This is a genomic window from Scleromatobacter humisilvae (assembly GCF_023231945.1).
In the GTDB taxonomy this organism is placed as follows: Bacteria; Pseudomonadota; Gammaproteobacteria; order Burkholderiales; family Burkholderiaceae_C; genus Scleromatobacter; species Scleromatobacter humisilvae.
Genome location: NZ_JAJLJH010000010.1, coordinates 112,717 through 128,987 on the forward strand (window position 1 = coordinate 112,717; position 16,271 = coordinate 128,987).

The window sequence follows — 16,271 nt, forward strand, 5'->3', positions numbered from 1 at the left end:
GGGTCGTCGAGGTGAGCAAGGCCGCAACGATACGCCTGCCGCGCATCCGGACTTGAGGGAACTTCGTACACTGCGCGACAGCCCGGGTGGCACCTGCCCGGGCCGAACCCACCGTGAGAACACCGATGAGACTCTGCTCGCTCGCCGCCCTCGTGGCCGCCGCGTTGCTGTGCTGCGGCCCCGCCGCCGCGCAATTCAAGAACGCGGACGCCGCGATCGAATACCGCCAGGGCGCGCTGACCGTGATGGACAACCATTACGACCGCATCGGCGCGATGGTCAAGGGCAAGGTGCCGTTCGACGCGCACGTCGCGCAGGTCAACGCCGATCTCGTCGTCACGCTGGCCAGGCTGCCGTGGAGCGCCTTCGTCGAAGGCAGCGACAAGGGCGACACCAACGCCAAGCCCGAGGTCTGGTCGCAGCCCGACAAGTTCAAGGCCGCGGCGCAGCGGCTGCAGGACGCCACCGTCAAGCTGGCCGAGGCTGCCAAGACCGGCAACCCCGACGCGCTGAAGACCGCGTTCGGTGCGACGTCGGACGCCTGCAGGTCCTGCCACGACGACTTCCGCAAGAAGCACTGATCACCCCATGCCGCACGCCTCCACGATCGTCACCGCCGCCGGCGGCCCCACCCTGTCGCGCATCGTCGCCGGCGCCTGGCGTATGGGCGACTGGAACTTCGGCGTCGACGAACGCGTGCGCTGGATCGAGGGCTGTCTCGACCTGGGCATCACCACCTTCGACCACGCCGACATCTACGGCAACTACGGCTGCGAGGCCCTGTTCGGCGAGGCGCTCGCGGCCGCGCCGCAGCTGCGCGATCGCATGCAGATCGTCACCAAGTGCGGCATCCGCATGGTCTCGTCCGCGCGGCCCGAACATCGCCTCGGCCACTACGACACCTCGGCCGCGCACGTCGAGCGCTCGGTCGACAACTCGCTGGCCGCGCTGCGCACCGACCGCCTCGACGTGCTGCTGATCCATCGCCCCGACACGCTGATGGACGCCGACGCACTCGCCGAGTGCTTCGGCCGGCTGCGCACCGCGGGCAAGGTGCGCCACTTCGGTGTGTCCAACTTCACGCCGTCCCAGTTCGCGCTGCTCCATCGCCGCATCGGGCTCGTCACCAACCAGATCGAGGCCTCGCCGCTGCACATCGCGCCTTTCTACGACGGCACGCTGGACCAGGCGCAGGATCTGGGCGTCGCGCCGATGATCTGGTCGGCGCTGGCCGGCGGCCGGCTGTTCACGGGCAACGATGTGGACGCGCAGCGCGTGCGCGCCGTGCTGGAGCGCATCGCGCACGAACGCGGCCTCTCCGTGACGACGCTGGTCTACGCCTGGCTGCTGCGCCACCCCGCGCGCCTGATCCCGCTGACGGGCTCGCGCCGGCTCGACGCGATGCGCGAGGCGGTGGCGGCGCTGGACGTCGAGATCGACGCGCAGGCCTGGTACGAGATCTGGGTCGCAGGCAACGGCGCACCGTGTCCGTGAGCCCCCACGGTCGCTAGCGCTCCCTGCCCCCCGAGGGGGCCGCCCGCGAGCGGCCCGGCGGAGCCGGATCCGCCGCTCCCTTGAACTTCAGGCGAACCGTTCGAGCGGCAGCGCCGGAAGAGCCGCAGTGTCCACGACTCAGTCCTCGATGGAGCCTTTGAACGCCAGCACGACGCGCCGCGTCGACGCCGATTTCTTCTCGATCTTCTTCACGATCAACGCGCCGATCTCCGACGTGTTCGAGACATGCGTGCCGCCGCAGGGCTGCAGGTCGACGCCGTCGATCTCGAGCAGGCGTACGCGCCCGGTGCCGCGCGGCGGCTGCACGCTCATGCTGCGCACCAGGCCGGGGTTGGCGTCGAGCTCGGCGTCGCTGATCCAGCGGTGCGAGACCGGATGGGCCTCGGCGACGAGGCGGGCCAGCCCGGCCTCGAGCGCTTCCTTGTCGAGCGGGTCGGTCATGTGGAAGTCGAGCCGCGCGTACTCCGCGGTGATCGAGCAGCCGTCCACGGGATGCGGCACCAGCGCGCACAGCAGGTGCGTGGCCGTGTGGAAACGCCTGTGGGCGCGACGTCGCTCGACGTCGATGCGGGCGCGCACGCCCGCGCCGGCCGCGAGCGCCGCGCGATCGTCTGCGTTCGCGAGCACGTGCACGATCTCGCCCGGCTGCTCGCCCTTGCGCGTGTCGGCGATCGCGACGACGCGGCCGTCGGCCAGCACCAGCTCGCCGCGATCGCCGGCCTGGCCGCCGCCGTGCGGATAAAAGACGGTGCGATCGAGTTGCACGCCGCGTTCGTCGACGTGCGTGACGACCGCGTCGCACTCGGTGAGCGTGGCGTCCTCGCGAAACAGTTCCTCGGTCATCGCGGCCTCTTCTTCGGGTCAGTTCACAACATCACGGTGCCGGCGATGCATGGCGCCACGTCGCCGCCGATCCAGGTGCCCTGGTCGTCGCGCTGCACGTGGATGCGGCCCGCGCGGCCCATCGCCGTGCCCTGCGCGGCGACGTAGCGCACCGGCGCGCGGCCACTGTCGATCAGCCAGCGCGCGACGTTGGCGTTGAGGCTGCCGGTGACCGGATCCTCGTTGATGCCGATGGCCGCGGCGAAGAAGCGCACCTCGAAGTCGGCCTCGCCGCCGGCCGGGTGCGGCGCGACGACGCCGACCTTGCCCAGCCCCTTCAGCGCCGCGTGGTCGGGCTTGAGCGCCAGCACGGTGGCGGCGCTGTCCACGAGCAGGACCAGCTGCGGGAAGCCGTTGGACAGCCACGCCGCGTCGCGCACCCGCGCCGGCTCGAGGCCCAGCGCGGCGTAGACGCGGTGCAGCAGCTCGGCGTCCGCCCGCTCGACGCTGGTGGGGGGCGCGGCGAACGCGAGGCGCGCGCCGCGGCGCAGCGGCACCAGGCCGATCTCGCACTCCTGCACGATGGTGTCGGCATGCCGGGGCGTGCCGCCCGCGGCGAGCCAGACGTGGCACGAGCCCAGCGTCGGATGGCCCGCGAACGGCAGCTCGCCGCCGGGCGTGAAGATGCGCACGCGGTAGTCGGCTTCCGGGTTCGTGGGCGGCAGCAGGAAGGTCGTCTCGGACAGGTTCGTCCAGCGCGCGAACGCCTGCATGCGCTCGATCGACAGGCCGCCGCCGTCATGCACGACGGCGAGCGGGTTGCCCAGCAGCGGCGTCGCGGTGAAGACGTCGACCTGGCTGAAATCGCGTTGGCGCGGCGCGTCGCTCATGGGCAGGTTCCTTGCTGGTTCAGGCGTTGGTCGCCAGGTGGGCCTGGATGACGTTGCCGAGACGCTGCACGGCGTCGGCGATGTCGGCCGGAGGCAGCGTGACGAAGGACAGGCGCATTGTTCGCGTGTCCGGGTGATCGGCATAGAACGCCGCGCCCGGCACGTAGGCGACGCCGGCCTCGACCGCCTTGGGCAGCAGCGCCATCGCGTCGCAGCCCGCGGGCAGGCGCAGCCAGAAGAACATGCCGCCGCTGGGCTTCTTCCATTCGCAACCGGCCGGCATCGAGGCCTTCAGCGCCGCGTCCATCGCGTCGCGCTGCGTGCGGTAGCGGTCGCGGATCGTCGGGATGTGCTGGTCGAGGAAGCCGTTCTTGATGACCTCGTGCACCACGCGCTGGCTGAACGAGCCGGTGTGCAGGTCGGCCGCCTGCTTGGACTGCAGCAGCTTCGGGTAAAGCGTCTGCGGGCACACCATGAAGCCCAGGCGCAGGCCCGGCGCGAGCACCTTGGAGAACGAGCCGAGGTACAACGTGCCTTCGGCCCAGCGCGAGGCCAGCGGCTTGGGCGGCTCGTCGTCGTACCAGAGTTCGCCGTACGGGTTGTCTTCCACCAGCGGGATGTTGGCGCGCTGCGCGGCGGCCACGAGCGCGTCGCGGCGCGCGGCCGGGATCACGCGGCCGGTCGGGTTCTGGAAGTTCGGCAGCACATACATGAAGCGCGTGCCCTGCGGCAGCGCGCCGATGCCTTCGGGCAGCGGGCCGTCGTCGTCGCCGGCCACCGACGCGAACTTCGGCTCGTTCGGGTTGAAGGCCTGCAGCGCGCCGAGATAGGTCGGCGTCTCGACCGCCACCGTGTTGCCGGCGTCCAGCATCACCTTGCCGACGAGGTCGAGGCCCTGCTGCGAGCCGTTGGTGATCAGCACGCGGTTGGCCGGCGCGTCGACGCCCTTGGCCGCCAGCATCGCCGAGACCCAGTCGCGCAGCGGGCCGAAGCCCTCGCTGGCCGCGTACTGCAGCGCCTCGCGCGGCGTGTCGGTCAGCACCTTCATGGCCGCGTCGCGCATGGCCTCGACCGGGAAGGTGTCGGCCGACGGCAGGCCGCCGGCCAGCGAGCGCACGCCGGGCAGCTCGGTGAGCTTGAGGATCTCGCGGATGACCGACGGGTTCATGCGCTCGCAGCGCCGGGCCAGTTGCCAGGGCGAATGGGTCGAATCGGAGGAGGAGGTGGAACCGGTCATTGCAGGGCCTTCAGGAAACAACGGGAGAGAACGAGATCAGGAGCGCGGCCGCGGCGCGCCGACCGACATGCGCCGGCCGAGGTACACGCACGCCATCACGGCGATGGAAAAGCCCAGCGTGGCGGGACGCAGTCGCTCGCCCAGCACGGCGACGCTGAGCAGGATCGAGACGAACGGCTGCAGCAGCTGCACCTGGCTGACGCTCAACGCGCCGCCCCAGGCCATGCCGCGGTACCACGCGAAGAAGCCCATCCACATCGAGCAGGTGGCGACGTAGGCGAAGCCGGCCCAGGCCGCAGGATGCACCGGCGCGGTCGGCCACTGCATGACGAGCACCGGCAGCGTGGCCGGCAGCGCCAGCACGAGCACCCACGAGATGGTCTGTTCGGCGGTCATGCCCTGCGGGCCGGACGACACGCGCGCGCCGCAGATGTAGCCGATGGACGAGGCGATCACCGCGCCGAGCAGCAGCAGGTCGCCGAGCTGCGGGCGCCCGGCGCCGCTCCAGGCCGCGAACGCGACGACCAGCGCCGCGCCCAGCAGCGCGAAGGCCCAGAAGCCGCGCGACGGCCGCTGGTGCAGCATCAGCGCGCCCACCGCCGCGGTGGCCAGCGGCATCAGGCCGGTGATGACGGACGCATGCATCGCGTCGACGCGGCGCACCGCCAGGCCCAGCAGCAAGGGCCAGCCGAGCACGTTGCCGAGCGCCGACATGAACAGCATGGTCCAGTGCGACTTGCGCGGCCAGGGCGCGCGCGTGACGAGCAGGTAGGCGACCGACAGCAGCCCCGCCACGCCGGCGCGGCCGATCGCCACGAACACCGGCGGCAGCTGCGGCGCCTCGTTGCTGCCGGAGGCCAGGCGCGTCATCGGGATCGTGCCGGCGAAGATCAGCATGCCCAGCAGGCCCAGCCACAGGCCGGCGCGCAGGCGGCGCGCGTGCTCGACTTCGACCGCGGCGGAACCGGGCGTCGGCATCGACAGGGCGGGCTGGGGCTCGAGGCGCATCGGGGGCGAAGCGGAATGAGGCGTGCGGGATGATCAGTCTAGGCCGATAATCAGTACACCAGCAGTACAGTCCCAGGATGCAGTTCGGTGATCTGTATCGCTGCCTGCGGCAATACAGATCACGACGCCGGATGCCCGCCATGCCAGACGACGCCACCGTTCCGAACCCCAGCGCCTCGCCCCGCGCGCGCCGCGCCGCGCCCCTGCCTGCGACGCCGGTGGCCGTCGGCGCGGCGCTGCTCGCGCGCAGCGCCTCGCAGACGCTGGCCGAGCAGCTCGCCGGCCACTACGCCGCGCGCATCCGCCAGCGCCTGCTGCTGCCGGGCGCGCGCCTGCCGTCGGTGCGCGAGAGCGCGCGCCGGCACCGCGTCAGCCCGTCCACCGTCGTCGCCGCCTACGACCAGCTGCTGGCCCAAGGCCTGGTCGAGGCCAAGCGCCAACGCGGCTTCTTCGTGCGCGACGGCGACACGCTCGCGCCGCGCGCGGCGGCTGCAACGCCCGAGGCGACGGCCGAGGCCGCGCGCCTGGCCATCACCACCGAGACCGCGCTGCGCCTGGCAGCGCCGCGCCGTCCACCGCCGGTCGACGCCACGGCGCTGATCCGCGGCATGTTCGCGGCCGACGCGCAGCGACCCGCGCCGGGCCTGGGCACGCTGCCGGCCGAGTGGCTGGACGCCGCGATGCTGCAGACGGCGCTGCGTCGCGTGATGGCGCCGGCGAAGTCGGCCAGCGCGACGCACGTGCCGTCGAGCTACCTCAGCTACGGCGAGCCGGCGGGCGACACGCGCCTGCGCCACGCGCTCGCGCAGCGCCTGGCCGACTTCGGCGTGCCCGCCACGCCGGCGCAGATCGTCACCGCCAACGGCGCGACCCACGCGCTCGACATCTGCTCGCGCGCGCTGCTGGCGCCCGGCGACGCCGTGCTGGTCGACGAGCCCGGCTGGTCGGTGGAGTTCGCGCGCCTGACGCAGCTGGGCATGCGCCTGCTGCCGGTGCCGCGCGGCGTCGACGGCCCCGACCTCGCCGCGATGGCCGCGCTCGCCAAGGCGCACCGGCCGCGCCTCTATGTCACGTGCTCGGTGCTGCACAACCCGACGGGCGCGTCGCTGGGTCTCGCCTCCGCGCACCAGGTGCTGCGGCTGGCGGAGCAGCACGACTTCCGCATCCTCGAGGACGACACCTACGCGCACCTCGCGCCGGCGCACGCGCCTCGGCTGTCCGCGCTCGACGGCCTGCGCCGCACAATCTACGTGTCGGGCTTCGCCAAGATCCTCGCGCCCGGCTGGCGCGTCGGCTTCATGGCCGCGCCGCCCGACCTCGTCGAGCGCTTCGTCGACGTCAAGCTGCTGGGCACGTTGACGACACCGGCGCTGCTGGAGCAGGCCGTCGCCGTGTGCCTCGAGCAGGGCTGGCTGCGTCGCCACGCCGACCGCGTCATCGCGCGGCTGGGCGCGGCGCGCACGCGCACAGTCAAGCTCGCGCTGGCCTCGGGCTGCCGCTTCGTCACGCCGCCCGCCGGCCTGTTCGGCTGGATCGACACCGGCGTCGACACCGAACGCCTGGCCACCGACATGCTCGACGACGGCTGGCTGCTCGCGCCCGGCACGGTGTTCCACCCGGGGCGTCAGCCGTCCACGCTGATGCGCATCAACTTCGCGACGACGCAGGATCCGCGCTTCTGGCGCGCGTTCGAGAAGGCGCGGCAGGGCTGAGCGAGACACGCTGGCGCGCCGCGGCCTGCGACGACTTCGCCGGCGGCGACACGGGATCGGCGCTGCGGTCGTGGAAGGCCAGCCACAGCACGAGCACGAAGACCAGCGCTGCAGCGACGGGCAGGACGATCTTCTTCTTGTTCGGCATGACACGGCCCACGAGGCCGGACGGGCGCCGGCGGCCATCGGGTCAACGCGACCCGATGGGGACAGTATGAGGCCACGCCGCTCGACCTTGCCGGACGCTCGTCGGCTGCATGCGCTGGTTAGCCGCCGATGTTCAGGCCGAACATCTTCGAGAACTCGAGATACTGCTGCAGCGTCATCTTGTCCCGGGGCATCGCCGGGTCGGCCTTCTTCGCCTCGGCCATGTGCATGTCCCAGGTCTTCGACATCGCGTCCATGAACTCCTTCTTGCTGACCATGCCGTCCTTGTTGGCGTCGATCTTGCCGGCCTGCAGGTAGAACGTGACCGAGTCCTCGCGGCGCACGTCCTGCGCGAGCGAGGGCAGCGCGAACGAGGCGGTGACGGCGAGCACGGCGGAGGCGAGCGCGAGTTGGCGCAGCGAGGTCTTCATGATGGTTCCTTCGGGGATTGGGTGGACGGCCACGCGGGCCGCTGATCCCGCGGGACTCGCGGGCCAGTGACCGGTAGTCGTGCGGCTGCGACGAAACCTTACGAAGACATTCAGCGCGCGAGATCCTGCAGGACCGCGGCCTCGCCTTCGATGGCCATGCGGCGCAGGACGGCCAGCTCGTCGCGCAGCTCGTCGCAGTTGGAAGCCGCAAGGAGAGCCGCTTGCGCTTTGAGCATGCGATCGAGCGCCGCGGCACGTTCGGCGGATTTGGGCTCGCCAGTCAGCCGTTGGTGGAGCGTTTCGCCAAGCGAGATCGCCAGCAAGGAGTCCGAGCGCCGCGTGATCAGGTCGGCCAGGCCAAGGCACTGCTGCCAGACGTTGGCGTTGGCAGTCGTCGCCCGGCTGCATGCGGTGACGCCGTATGTTCCGACCTCCGCGGCCGAGATGCCGATCGCCCGCTCCGCCAACGCGCGCGCCGCCACGAGCGAATCGACATCGCCGCTGGCCGCATCGAGGATGGGCTGCAGCGGCGCATCGGCACGCTCCGCCAGGCGTCGGGCCTGCGTGACGTGGAACATCGCCTCGTGCATGCCCGACAGGTCGCCGCGTTCGGCCGCTTCGTCGAACATCATCAGCCAGGGCAATGCGTTGGCGGGCTCGAGCTCCGTCCAGCGCCGCGCGCTCAAGCCCGGGTCGCAGGGATGCGCCGGGTGGCGCCAGCATGAGCGCAGCGCCAGCGAATAGAGCCGCGGATCCCGCGTGGAAGCCGCCATCGACGCGAGCTTGCGTTCGCGCCCGGCGAGGTGCGCCTCGTCGCTCTCGACGTCCACATCGAGCCAGACCGCCACGGCGTTCGCGTAGGGATCGGCGCTGCCGGCCAGGCGCGCCAGCAGGCGCGCGCGTGACGCCTGCGCGCGCGGGTCGACGGCGGGTGCCGGCACGGGCGAACCCGAGTCGGCGCTGGCGTCGGCCGATATGGTCTTCGGGGGATCCTTGATGACGCAGCGCGGGTCGTTGGCGAGATGAGCGACCGCGCTGGCGGGAACGGGTGCATCGACGCGGGCGCGACTGGCGGGCACCGACTGAGCCGGCACCGCCGGGGCTCGCGCCACCGTCTCCGCCGTCGCCGTCGGCAGCGCAGGTTCGGCGCGCCGCGCCAGCCAGATCGCCGCCACAATCAACAGGCCCGCAACGCTCCATGCCACCGTTCTCGCGGTCTTCAGCGAAGGTCGCCCAGGCTCAGGGGGCACTCGCCGCATGCCGAGCGACATTGCGCAGGCAAGCAGCAGCAACAACACGATTCTTCGGTGGGACAAGGCGGCGGCGGGTGACGAGTCTGCGCGGTTGTATCACGCGCACCGGCCGTTCACGGCGTCACGAACTGCCGCGCCCGTTCGCGCATCGCCTCGACCTCGCCGACCTTGGCCGTGCGGACCAACGCGTTCAACGAGTCGCGCATCGCACGGCATTCGGAGAACCCCGTCGCGGGCGACCAGCGCGCCCGCGCGACCGCCCGCTCGGTGCGGATGTAGTCGCGCCGCGAGGCGTCGCCCGTGGCCTGCAGCAGCACCGCGCCGCCGATGGACTGGCTGAGCAGGTTGTCCGAATGCGCGAACAGCGTGTCGCTGATCGTGCGGCAGGTCTGCGCCAGGTCGACGTTGCCGCCGGCCCTGTCGCGGCACGCCTGCATCAGCGGCTGGAACGGCGGCAGCGGCAGGCCGGCCTCGACCGTCGTCGCCTTGAACGCCAGGTCGTTGACGGCGGCCAGGTCGGGGTCGTCCCTGGCCGCGCGGCCGGCGACGGCGCCGGCGGCCGCCTGCAGGTAGATGTCGAAGCGAGTCGCCGAGGCCAGGCGCGACATCGCCGTCCGTGCAGCCGCGGCGTCGCCACGCGCCTGCGCCTCGCCCAGCTTCGTCAGCCACGGCACGCCGTTGTCCGCGTCGATCTGAATCCAGCGATCGAGACCGATCGCACCGCAACTCGGCGCGGTCGACGGCCTCGAATAGCACATCCGCCAGGCCAGCGCGTAGAGGCGTGGATCGGTCGACACCGCGGCCTGTTGCACGAAGGCCTCGTTGCGGCCGGACTCGTCACGCATGTCACCGACGTTGACGAGGTCGGCCACCGCGCGATCCAGCGGATCGGCGCTGGCCCGCAACGCGGCGTCGACGCGCGCCTGCGCGGCGGCGTAGCGCGACGAGGCGCCGCTCGTCTGCACCGGCGTCCGCGCGGGGCCATCGGCCACCGTGAATTGCGGCCGCCCGGCGATCCCGCAGTCTTCCTTGACCGGTGCCGCGGGTGCGGAGGCCGCCAGCGATTCGGCGAACGTCCACGGGTCGTCCGGCATCGTCGCCAACGCGAGCGCCGCCTCGCGCCGCGCGCGCATCGCGGGAGGATCGATGTCGATCTCGGGCGGCGTCGCCACGGCCCGATGCTCGATCGCCGGCGCGTGCAGCCACCACCAGCCGGCCGCCAGCAGCGCCGCGATGCCCACCGCCAACGCGGTGCGGCGAGCCGCGGGCGACGAGCGGCGCATGCGGCCTACTTCTGGCTCAACGCTTCCCACCGCTCCAGCATCGCCATCAGATCCTCCTCGATCTGCGCGAAGCGCGCCTGGGCCGCGGCGATCTTGTCCTTGCCCTGCGAGTACAGCTCGGTGCTGGCGAGCGCCGCCTCGAGTTCCTTCTGCTCGGCCTCGAGCGCGGCGAGCTTGTCGGGCAGGTCGTCGAGCTCGCGCTGTTCCTTGTAGCTCAGCTTGGCCTTGGGCCTGGCGACGACGGGCGCGGGCGCCGGCGCGGCAACGGGGGCAGGCGTGGATGCCGGCGACGGCGCCGGCGCGCTCGCGCGGCTGCGCGCGCGCTGGGCCTGCCAGTCCTCGATGCCGCCTTCGTATTCGCGCCACAGGCCGGGGCTGACGTCGCCTTCCCAGACCAGCGTGCTCGTGACGACGTTGTCGACGAAGCGGCGGTCGTGGCTCACCAGGAACACGGTGCCGGGGTAGTTCGCGAGCAGTTCCTCGAGCAGCTCCAGCGTGTCGATGTCGAGGTCGTTGGTCGGCTCGTCCAGCACCAGCACGTTGGCGGGCAGCGCGAACAGGCGCGCGAGAAGCAGCCGGTTGCGCTCGCCGCCGGACAGCGACATCACCTTCGCGTTCGCGCGCTCCGGCGCGAACAGGAAGTCGCCGAGGTAGCTCATGATGTGCTTGCGCGTGTTGCCGATCTCGATCCACTCGCTGCCGGGGCTGATCGTGTCCGCCAGCGTCGCGTCCAGCTTGAGGCCGGCGCGCATCTGGTCGAAGTAGGCCACGTTGAGCATCGTGCCGAGCTTGATGTCGCCCGACGTGGGCTTCAACTGGCCGAGGATCAGCTTGAGCAGCGTCGTCTTGCCGCAGCCGTTGGGGCCGATCAGGCCGATCTTGTCGCCGCGCAGCACGGTGGTCGTGAACTTGTCGATCAGCACGCGGTCGCCGTAGCGCATCGTGACGTTCTCGAGCGCCGCGACGATCTTGCCGGACTGCCCGCCCGTCGCGACTTCGAGCCGCACCTGGCCGACCTGGTCGCGCCGCGCCGCCCGCGTGGCGCGCAGCGCCTCGAGCCGCCCGATGCGCGCGACGCTGCGCGTGCGGCGCGCCTCGACGCCCTTGCGGATCCAGATCTCCTCCTGCGCCAGCAGCTTGTCGGCGCGCGCGTTGGCCAGCGCCTCGTCGGCCAGCTCGCGCTGCTTGGTCGTCTCGTACGCGGTGAAGTTGCCGGGATAGCTGCGCAGCCGGCCGCGATCGAGTTCGACGATGCGGGTGGCGGTGGCGTCGATGAACGCGCGGTCATGCGAGATCAGGATCAACGAGCCGCGGTAGCTCTTGAGCAGGTCGGCGAGCCAGTCGATCGCGTCGAGGTCGAGGTGGTTGGTCGGCTCGTCGAGCAGCAGCACGTCCGGCGTGGCGACGAGCGCCTGGGCCAGCGCGACGCGCTTGCGCACGCCGCCCGAAAGCTTCTCGACCAGCACCTGCGGATCCAGATCGAGCCGGTGCAGCGTCTCGTCGACGCGGCGCTCCCAGTCCCAGCCGCCGAGCGACTCCAGGCGCGTCTGCAGGCGATCCATCTCGTCATGGTCGACGCCGTCGTGGTTCTCGAACTTCTCGCGCGTCTCCTTGGCCTCGCGCACGCCTTCGCTCACCGCGTCGAACACGGTGATGCCCGGCGCGAACAGCGGCTCCTGCGGCACGTAGGTGCGGCGCAGGCCGCGCTCGACCTGCAGCAGGCCGTCGTCGGGCTTGTCCAGGCCGGCCAGGATCTTGAGCATGCTGGACTTGCCGGTGCCGTTGCGCCCGATCAGCGCGACGCGCTCGGCGGTCTCCAGCGAGAAGTCGGCGCCATCCAGCAGCGCGACGTGTCCGAACGCGAGGTGGGCATTGGTGAGGGTGATCAGGGCCATCTAGTTGTTTTCAGAAAGGGTCTTGGCCCTCGGTGGTGGGATTGCCGCGGGCGCGGTTGATGGTCGCCTCGAGGGCATCGACGAAGACCTTGGCCACGTCGAAGCCGGTCTGGTCGGTGATTTCCTGGAAGCAGGTCGGGCTGGTGACGTTGATCTCGGTGAGCGTCTCGCCGATCACGTCGAGGCCGATCAGCAGCAGCCCGCGCTTGGCGAGCTTCGGGCCGATGACGCCGGCGATCTCGCGCTCGCGCGGCGTGATCTCGCGCGCCACGCCCAGGCCGCCGGCGGCCAGGTTGCCCCGCACCTCGCTGCCTTGCGGGATACGGGCCAAGGTATGCGGCACGGCCTTGCCGTCGATGACCAGCACGCGCTTGTCGCCGTCGGCGATCTCGGGCACGAACTTCTGCACCATGATGGTCTGCGCGCCGCCGACGTTGAGCGTCTCGACGATGCTGCCGAGGTTCATGCCGTTGTCGGTCACGCGGAAGATGCCGGCGCCGCCCATGCCGTCGAGCGGCTTCAGGATGATGTCCCGGTGCTCGGCGTGGAACGCCCGCACGTCCGCGGCCGAGCGCGTGACGAGCGTGGGCGCGATGAACTGCGGGAACTCGAGGATCGCGAGCTTCTCCGGATGGTCGCGCAGCGCGGCCGGCGAATTCAGCACCAGCGCGCCGTCGCGCTCGGCGTGCGTCAGCAGGTGCGTCGCGTAGAAGTACTCGCTGTCGAACGGCGGATCCTTGCGCATCAGCACGGCGTCGAACTCGGCGACGACCACCGTCTCCGGGCCGGTCGTCGTGTACCAGGCCTCGTGGCTGTGGCCCTCGACGCCGGTCAGCACGATCGGCAGCGCGCGCGCCTGCACGCGGCCGCCGCGCTGCCAGCTCAGGTCGACCGGCCGCGTGGCCCACAGCGTGTGGCCGCGCCTGCTCGCCTCGCGCATCATCGCGAAGGTCGAGTCCTTGTAGATCTTGAACGAGTCGAGCGGATCGGCGACGAACAGCAGCTTCATGGAGACACCTGGGTGGCGTGCGCGCGCGTGACGCGCGGGCGGGAAGGGAGGCGCCACGAGCGAGTCGCGGCGATGCGGACGCGAGATGATCGCGCGCCGGGCGCCGACGTCGCGTCGGCAGGGCCTTTCAGCGCGGGGGCGGCGCGGAAGTCCGGAAGTGTTGCACACCCAGCGCGACGGCACCGGCCATCACGCCCCAGAACGGCGCGCCGATGCCGGCGAGCGTCACGCCCGACAGCGTCACGAGGAAGGTGATGGCGGCGGCGTCGCGATGCTTCTCGACCGCCAGCGCCGATGCCAGCGCGCCCGCGATCGTGCCCAGCAGCGCCAGCCCGGCCACGGCCACGACCAGCGCGTGCGGGAACGCGGCCATCAGCCCGACGACCGCGCCGCCGCCCAGTCCGATCAGCAGGTAGCAGATGCCCGCGGCCAGCGGCGCGATATAGCGGCGCCTCGGATCGGGATGCGCCTCCGGGCCCATGCAGATCGCCGCGGTGATCGCCGCCAGGTTGATGCCGAACGAGCCGAACGGCGCGAGCAGCAGCGTCGCGAGGCCGGTGCTGGCGATCACCGGCGACACCGGCGCCGTCACGCCCGCCGCCCGCTGCGCGGCCACGCCCGGCAGGTTCTGCGACGCCATCGTCACGAGGAACAGCGGCAGCCCCAGGCCGATCGCCGCGGCGAGGCTGAACTCCGGCATCACGAACTGCGGCCGCGCCCAGCCCCACTGCACGCCGGCCAGCGCGATGCGGCCCGAGAACCCGGCGATCGCGATGCCCGCCAGCAGCACGCCCGGCACCGCGAAGCGCGGCCAGAAGCGCCGGCCCAGCACGAACACGAGCGCCATCGTGGCGACGAGCGCCGCGTCGCCGCGCGCGGCCAGCGCGGCGTCGAGGCCGAAGCGCGTCAGCACGCCGGCCAGCAGCGCGGCGGCGATCGCGACCGGCACGCGATCCATCAGCCGCTCGAACAGGCCCGACGCACCGGCGATGGTGATCAGCACCGCCGAGACGATGAACGCCCCCGTCGCGACGGGCAGCGTCATGCCGTGCGTGGCCGCGAGCAGCGCGGCGCCCGGCGTCGACCAGGCCGTGAGCACCGGCTGGCGATACCACAGCGACAGGCCGATGCTGGTCAGACCGGTGCCCACGCCCAGCGCCCACATCCACGAGGTCGTCTGCTCCGGCGTCGCGCCCAGGCCTTGCGCTGCCTGGAACACGATCGCCACCGAGCTCGTGAAGCCGACGAGCACCGCGATGAAACCGGCGACGACGGCCGAGAACGAGACATCCTTGAGCATGGCCCGAAGGGTACCCGACCGTCCGCCACCGCCCATCCGTGTAGGACAAACGGAAACAGACGCGTCGGTCCACCCCGGATGTGGCCGCCATTCTCACGTTCTGACGCAACTCGGCACGTTGGCTGACATCCCGCGGCACAGCTCGCACGTTTAATCGGTGTCAGCCCGACAAGACGGGCACGAAGAGGACAACGACATGAACACCACCACTCCCAACACGCCGTCCGCCGGCGGCATCCACCGCGGCGTCTGGATCGGCGGCGGCCTGATGGCCCTGACGATCATCGCGCTCGCGACCACGCTGGTCGTCAAGAACAATGACGCGGTGCCCGACCAGGCCACCAGCGCCACGGCGGCCGGCACGTCCGCGCCGCTGGTCGCCGCCAACATGACGCCGTCCAACGACCCGTCGTCGGCCAACCAGCCCGCCGGGACGACGCCCGCGCCGATCGTCAACGAATCGACGCGCCCGGCGCACTACACGCCGGCGCCGGTGCATCACGCGACCGCGCACGACAACGCGCCGCAACAGGTCGCCGCCGCGCCAGTCTGCGCGAGCTGCGGCGTGGTCGAGGGCTACAGCGCCGTCAAGATCCAGGGCCAGAACAACGGCGTCGGCGCTGTGGCCGGCGGCCTGGGCGGCGCGCTGGTGGGCAGCAAGATCGGCGGCCGCGGCAACCACACGGTCGGCGGCATCGTCGGCGCGATCGGCGGCGGCCTGCTGGGCAACGCGATCGAGTCGCACGAGCGCACCGTCACCGAGTACGACGTGCGCGTGCGCATGGAAGACGGTTCGACCCGCACCGTGCGCCAGGCGGCGGTACCCAACGTCGGCCAGCGCGTGAACGTCGAAGGACACACGCTGCATGCCATCGACGGCCAGGGCTGATCCGCTTTGCCGAATGACGACGGCCCGCGACGCGGGCCGTTTTTCGTTCAGTGCGGGAAGAACCCGTCGTATGCCGTCTTCAGGATCAGCGCCGACACGACCACGATGAACACGATGCGCACGAAGCCCGCCCCGCGCGCGAGCGCCAGGCGCGTGCCCATCAGGCTGCCGGCGACGTTGGCCACGGCCAGCACCGCGGCGACGTGCCACCACACGTGGCCGGTCGCCGCGAACAGGATCAGCGCCGCCAGGTTGGTGGCGGTGTTGAGCATCTTGGCGGCGGCCGATGCGTGCAGGAAGTCGTAGCCGAGCACGCGCACGAACAGGAACACGAAGAAGCTGCCGGTGCCCGGCCCGAAGAAGCCGTCGTAGAAGCCGATGGCCAGGCCGATGACGCCGGCGACGCGTGCCTCGGCGGAGCCGACGTGGCGTGGCGTGTGCTCGCGCCCGAGCTGCTTCTTGGCGACCGTGTAGAGCAGGATCGCAAGCAGCACGAACGGCAGCGCGCGCTTGAGCGGCCCGGCGCTGACCAGCGTCACGACGTACGCGCCCCCGAAGCTGCCGGCCAGGGCGCCGGCCATGCCCCAGGCCATCGTCAGGCGCGCGAGCGTCACGCGGCGCGCGAACTGCACCGCCGCCCAAGCCGTGCCCCAGATGGCGCCGCCCTTGTTGGTGCCGAACAGCGTCGCCGGGACGGCGTTCGGATAGGTGGCAAACAAGGCCGGCACGAGCACCAGGCCGCCACCACCCACCACCGCATCCACGAAGCCGGCTAGGCCGGACGCTACCGCCACCACCACGAGATCGATCATGGCGACATTATCGATGCGCCTCGGCAATGGGCCGGGACGGGCGGAAACGCGCGAACCGCGCCCCAGAA

Annotated in this window: 15 protein-coding genes; 4 read left to right on the forward strand and 11 right to left on the reverse strand. The window is 71.6% G+C overall.

Features of this window, described 5'->3' with window-relative positions; genetic code table 11:
* The first annotated feature begins 125 nt into the window (after positions 1-125).
* Together LPC04_RS24060 and LPC04_RS24065 are read left to right on the forward strand one after the other, a co-directional pair.
* On the forward strand, positions 126-581 hold the full coding sequence (locus LPC04_RS24060; RefSeq protein WP_275684850.1) for a c-type cytochrome: 456 nt from the start codon (positions 126-128) through the stop codon (positions 579-581).
* 7 nt (positions 582-588) lie between these two features.
* A complete protein-coding gene (locus LPC04_RS24065; protein WP_275684851.1) occupies positions 589-1,494 on the forward strand; it encodes an aldo/keto reductase in 906 nt (301 codons plus the stop codon).
* A gap of 138 nt (positions 1,495-1,632) precedes the next feature.
* Here the strand turns inward: LPC04_RS24065 and LPC04_RS24070 are convergent, their stop codons facing one another.
* From LPC04_RS24070 to LPC04_RS24085, 4 genes are read right to left on the reverse strand one after another with little or no spacing between them, the layout of a single operon-like run.
* Positions 1,633-2,358: an alanyl-tRNA editing protein gene (locus tag LPC04_RS24070; protein ID WP_275684852.1), complete on the reverse strand. Its 726-nt coding sequence runs from the start codon at positions 2,356-2,358 to the stop codon at positions 1,633-1,635.
* Between the two features lie 23 nt (positions 2,359-2,381).
* On the reverse strand, positions 2,382-3,227 hold the full coding sequence (locus LPC04_RS24075; RefSeq protein ID WP_275684853.1) for a PhzF family phenazine biosynthesis protein: 846 nt from the start codon (positions 3,225-3,227) through the stop codon (positions 2,382-2,384).
* Between the two features lie 19 nt (positions 3,228-3,246).
* The gene (locus LPC04_RS24080; protein ID WP_275684854.1) at positions 3,247-4,464 is read right to left on the reverse strand and encodes an aminotransferase-like domain-containing protein; all 1,218 of its coding nucleotides are present in this window, start codon (positions 4,462-4,464) and stop codon (positions 3,247-3,249) included.
* Between the two features lie 36 nt (positions 4,465-4,500).
* Entirely contained in the window at positions 4,501-5,472 is a 972-nt protein-coding gene (locus LPC04_RS24085; protein ID WP_338055472.1) for a DMT family transporter, read from the reverse strand.
* A 236-nt stretch (positions 5,473-5,708) separates the two neighbouring features.
* Here LPC04_RS24085 and LPC04_RS24090 point away from each other — a divergent pair, with 236 nt between their 5' ends.
* On the forward strand, positions 5,709-7,184 hold the full coding sequence (locus LPC04_RS24090; protein WP_275684947.1) for an aminotransferase-like domain-containing protein: 1,476 nt from the start codon (positions 5,709-5,711) through the stop codon (positions 7,182-7,184).
* A gap of 266 nt (positions 7,185-7,450) precedes the next feature.
* Here LPC04_RS24090 and LPC04_RS24095 read toward each other — a convergent pair whose 3' ends face one another.
* The 6 genes from LPC04_RS24095 to LPC04_RS24120 all read right to left on the reverse strand — a co-directional run bounded on the left by LPC04_RS24095 (position 7,451) and on the right by LPC04_RS24120 (position 14,502).
* Positions 7,451-7,762 (reverse strand): hypothetical protein, encoded by a 312-nt coding sequence (locus tag LPC04_RS24095; RefSeq protein WP_275684855.1) that lies wholly within the window; start codon positions 7,760-7,762, stop codon positions 7,451-7,453.
* 110 nt (positions 7,763-7,872) lie between these two features.
* Entirely contained in the window at positions 7,873-8,967 is a 1,095-nt protein-coding gene (locus tag LPC04_RS24100) for a hypothetical protein (protein WP_275684856.1), read from the reverse strand.
* A gap of 161 nt (positions 8,968-9,128) precedes the next feature.
* Positions 9,129-10,298: a hypothetical protein gene (locus LPC04_RS24105; RefSeq protein ID WP_275684857.1), complete on the reverse strand. Its 1,170-nt coding sequence runs from the start codon at positions 10,296-10,298 to the stop codon at positions 9,129-9,131.
* A gap of 5 nt (positions 10,299-10,303) precedes the next feature.
* Positions 10,304-12,193: an ATP-binding cassette domain-containing protein gene (locus LPC04_RS24110; RefSeq protein ID WP_275684858.1), complete on the reverse strand. Its 1,890-nt coding sequence runs from the start codon at positions 12,191-12,193 to the stop codon at positions 10,304-10,306.
* A gap of 10 nt (positions 12,194-12,203) precedes the next feature.
* Complete coding sequence (gene gshB / locus LPC04_RS24115; RefSeq protein ID WP_275684859.1) at positions 12,204-13,202, reverse strand: glutathione synthase; 999 nt, start codon at positions 13,200-13,202, stop codon at positions 12,204-12,206.
* Between the two features lie 127 nt (positions 13,203-13,329).
* On the reverse strand, positions 13,330-14,502 hold the full coding sequence (locus LPC04_RS24120) for a benzoate/H(+) symporter BenE family transporter (protein ID WP_275684860.1): 1,173 nt from the start codon (positions 14,500-14,502) through the stop codon (positions 13,330-13,332).
* A gap of 196 nt (positions 14,503-14,698) precedes the next feature.
* On the opposite strand from LPC04_RS24120, the gene LPC04_RS24125 reads away from it, so the two are divergent.
* The gene (locus LPC04_RS24125) at positions 14,699-15,391 is read left to right on the forward strand and encodes a glycine zipper 2TM domain-containing protein (protein WP_275684861.1); all 693 of its coding nucleotides are present in this window, start codon (positions 14,699-14,701) and stop codon (positions 15,389-15,391) included.
* Between the two features lie 47 nt (positions 15,392-15,438).
* Here the strand turns inward: LPC04_RS24125 and LPC04_RS24130 are convergent, their stop codons facing one another.
* Positions 15,439-16,200, reverse strand: coding sequence for a TSUP family transporter (locus LPC04_RS24130; RefSeq protein ID WP_275684948.1), 762 nt, complete (start codon positions 16,198-16,200; stop codon positions 15,439-15,441).
* Positions 16,201-16,271: the final 71 nt, after the last annotated feature.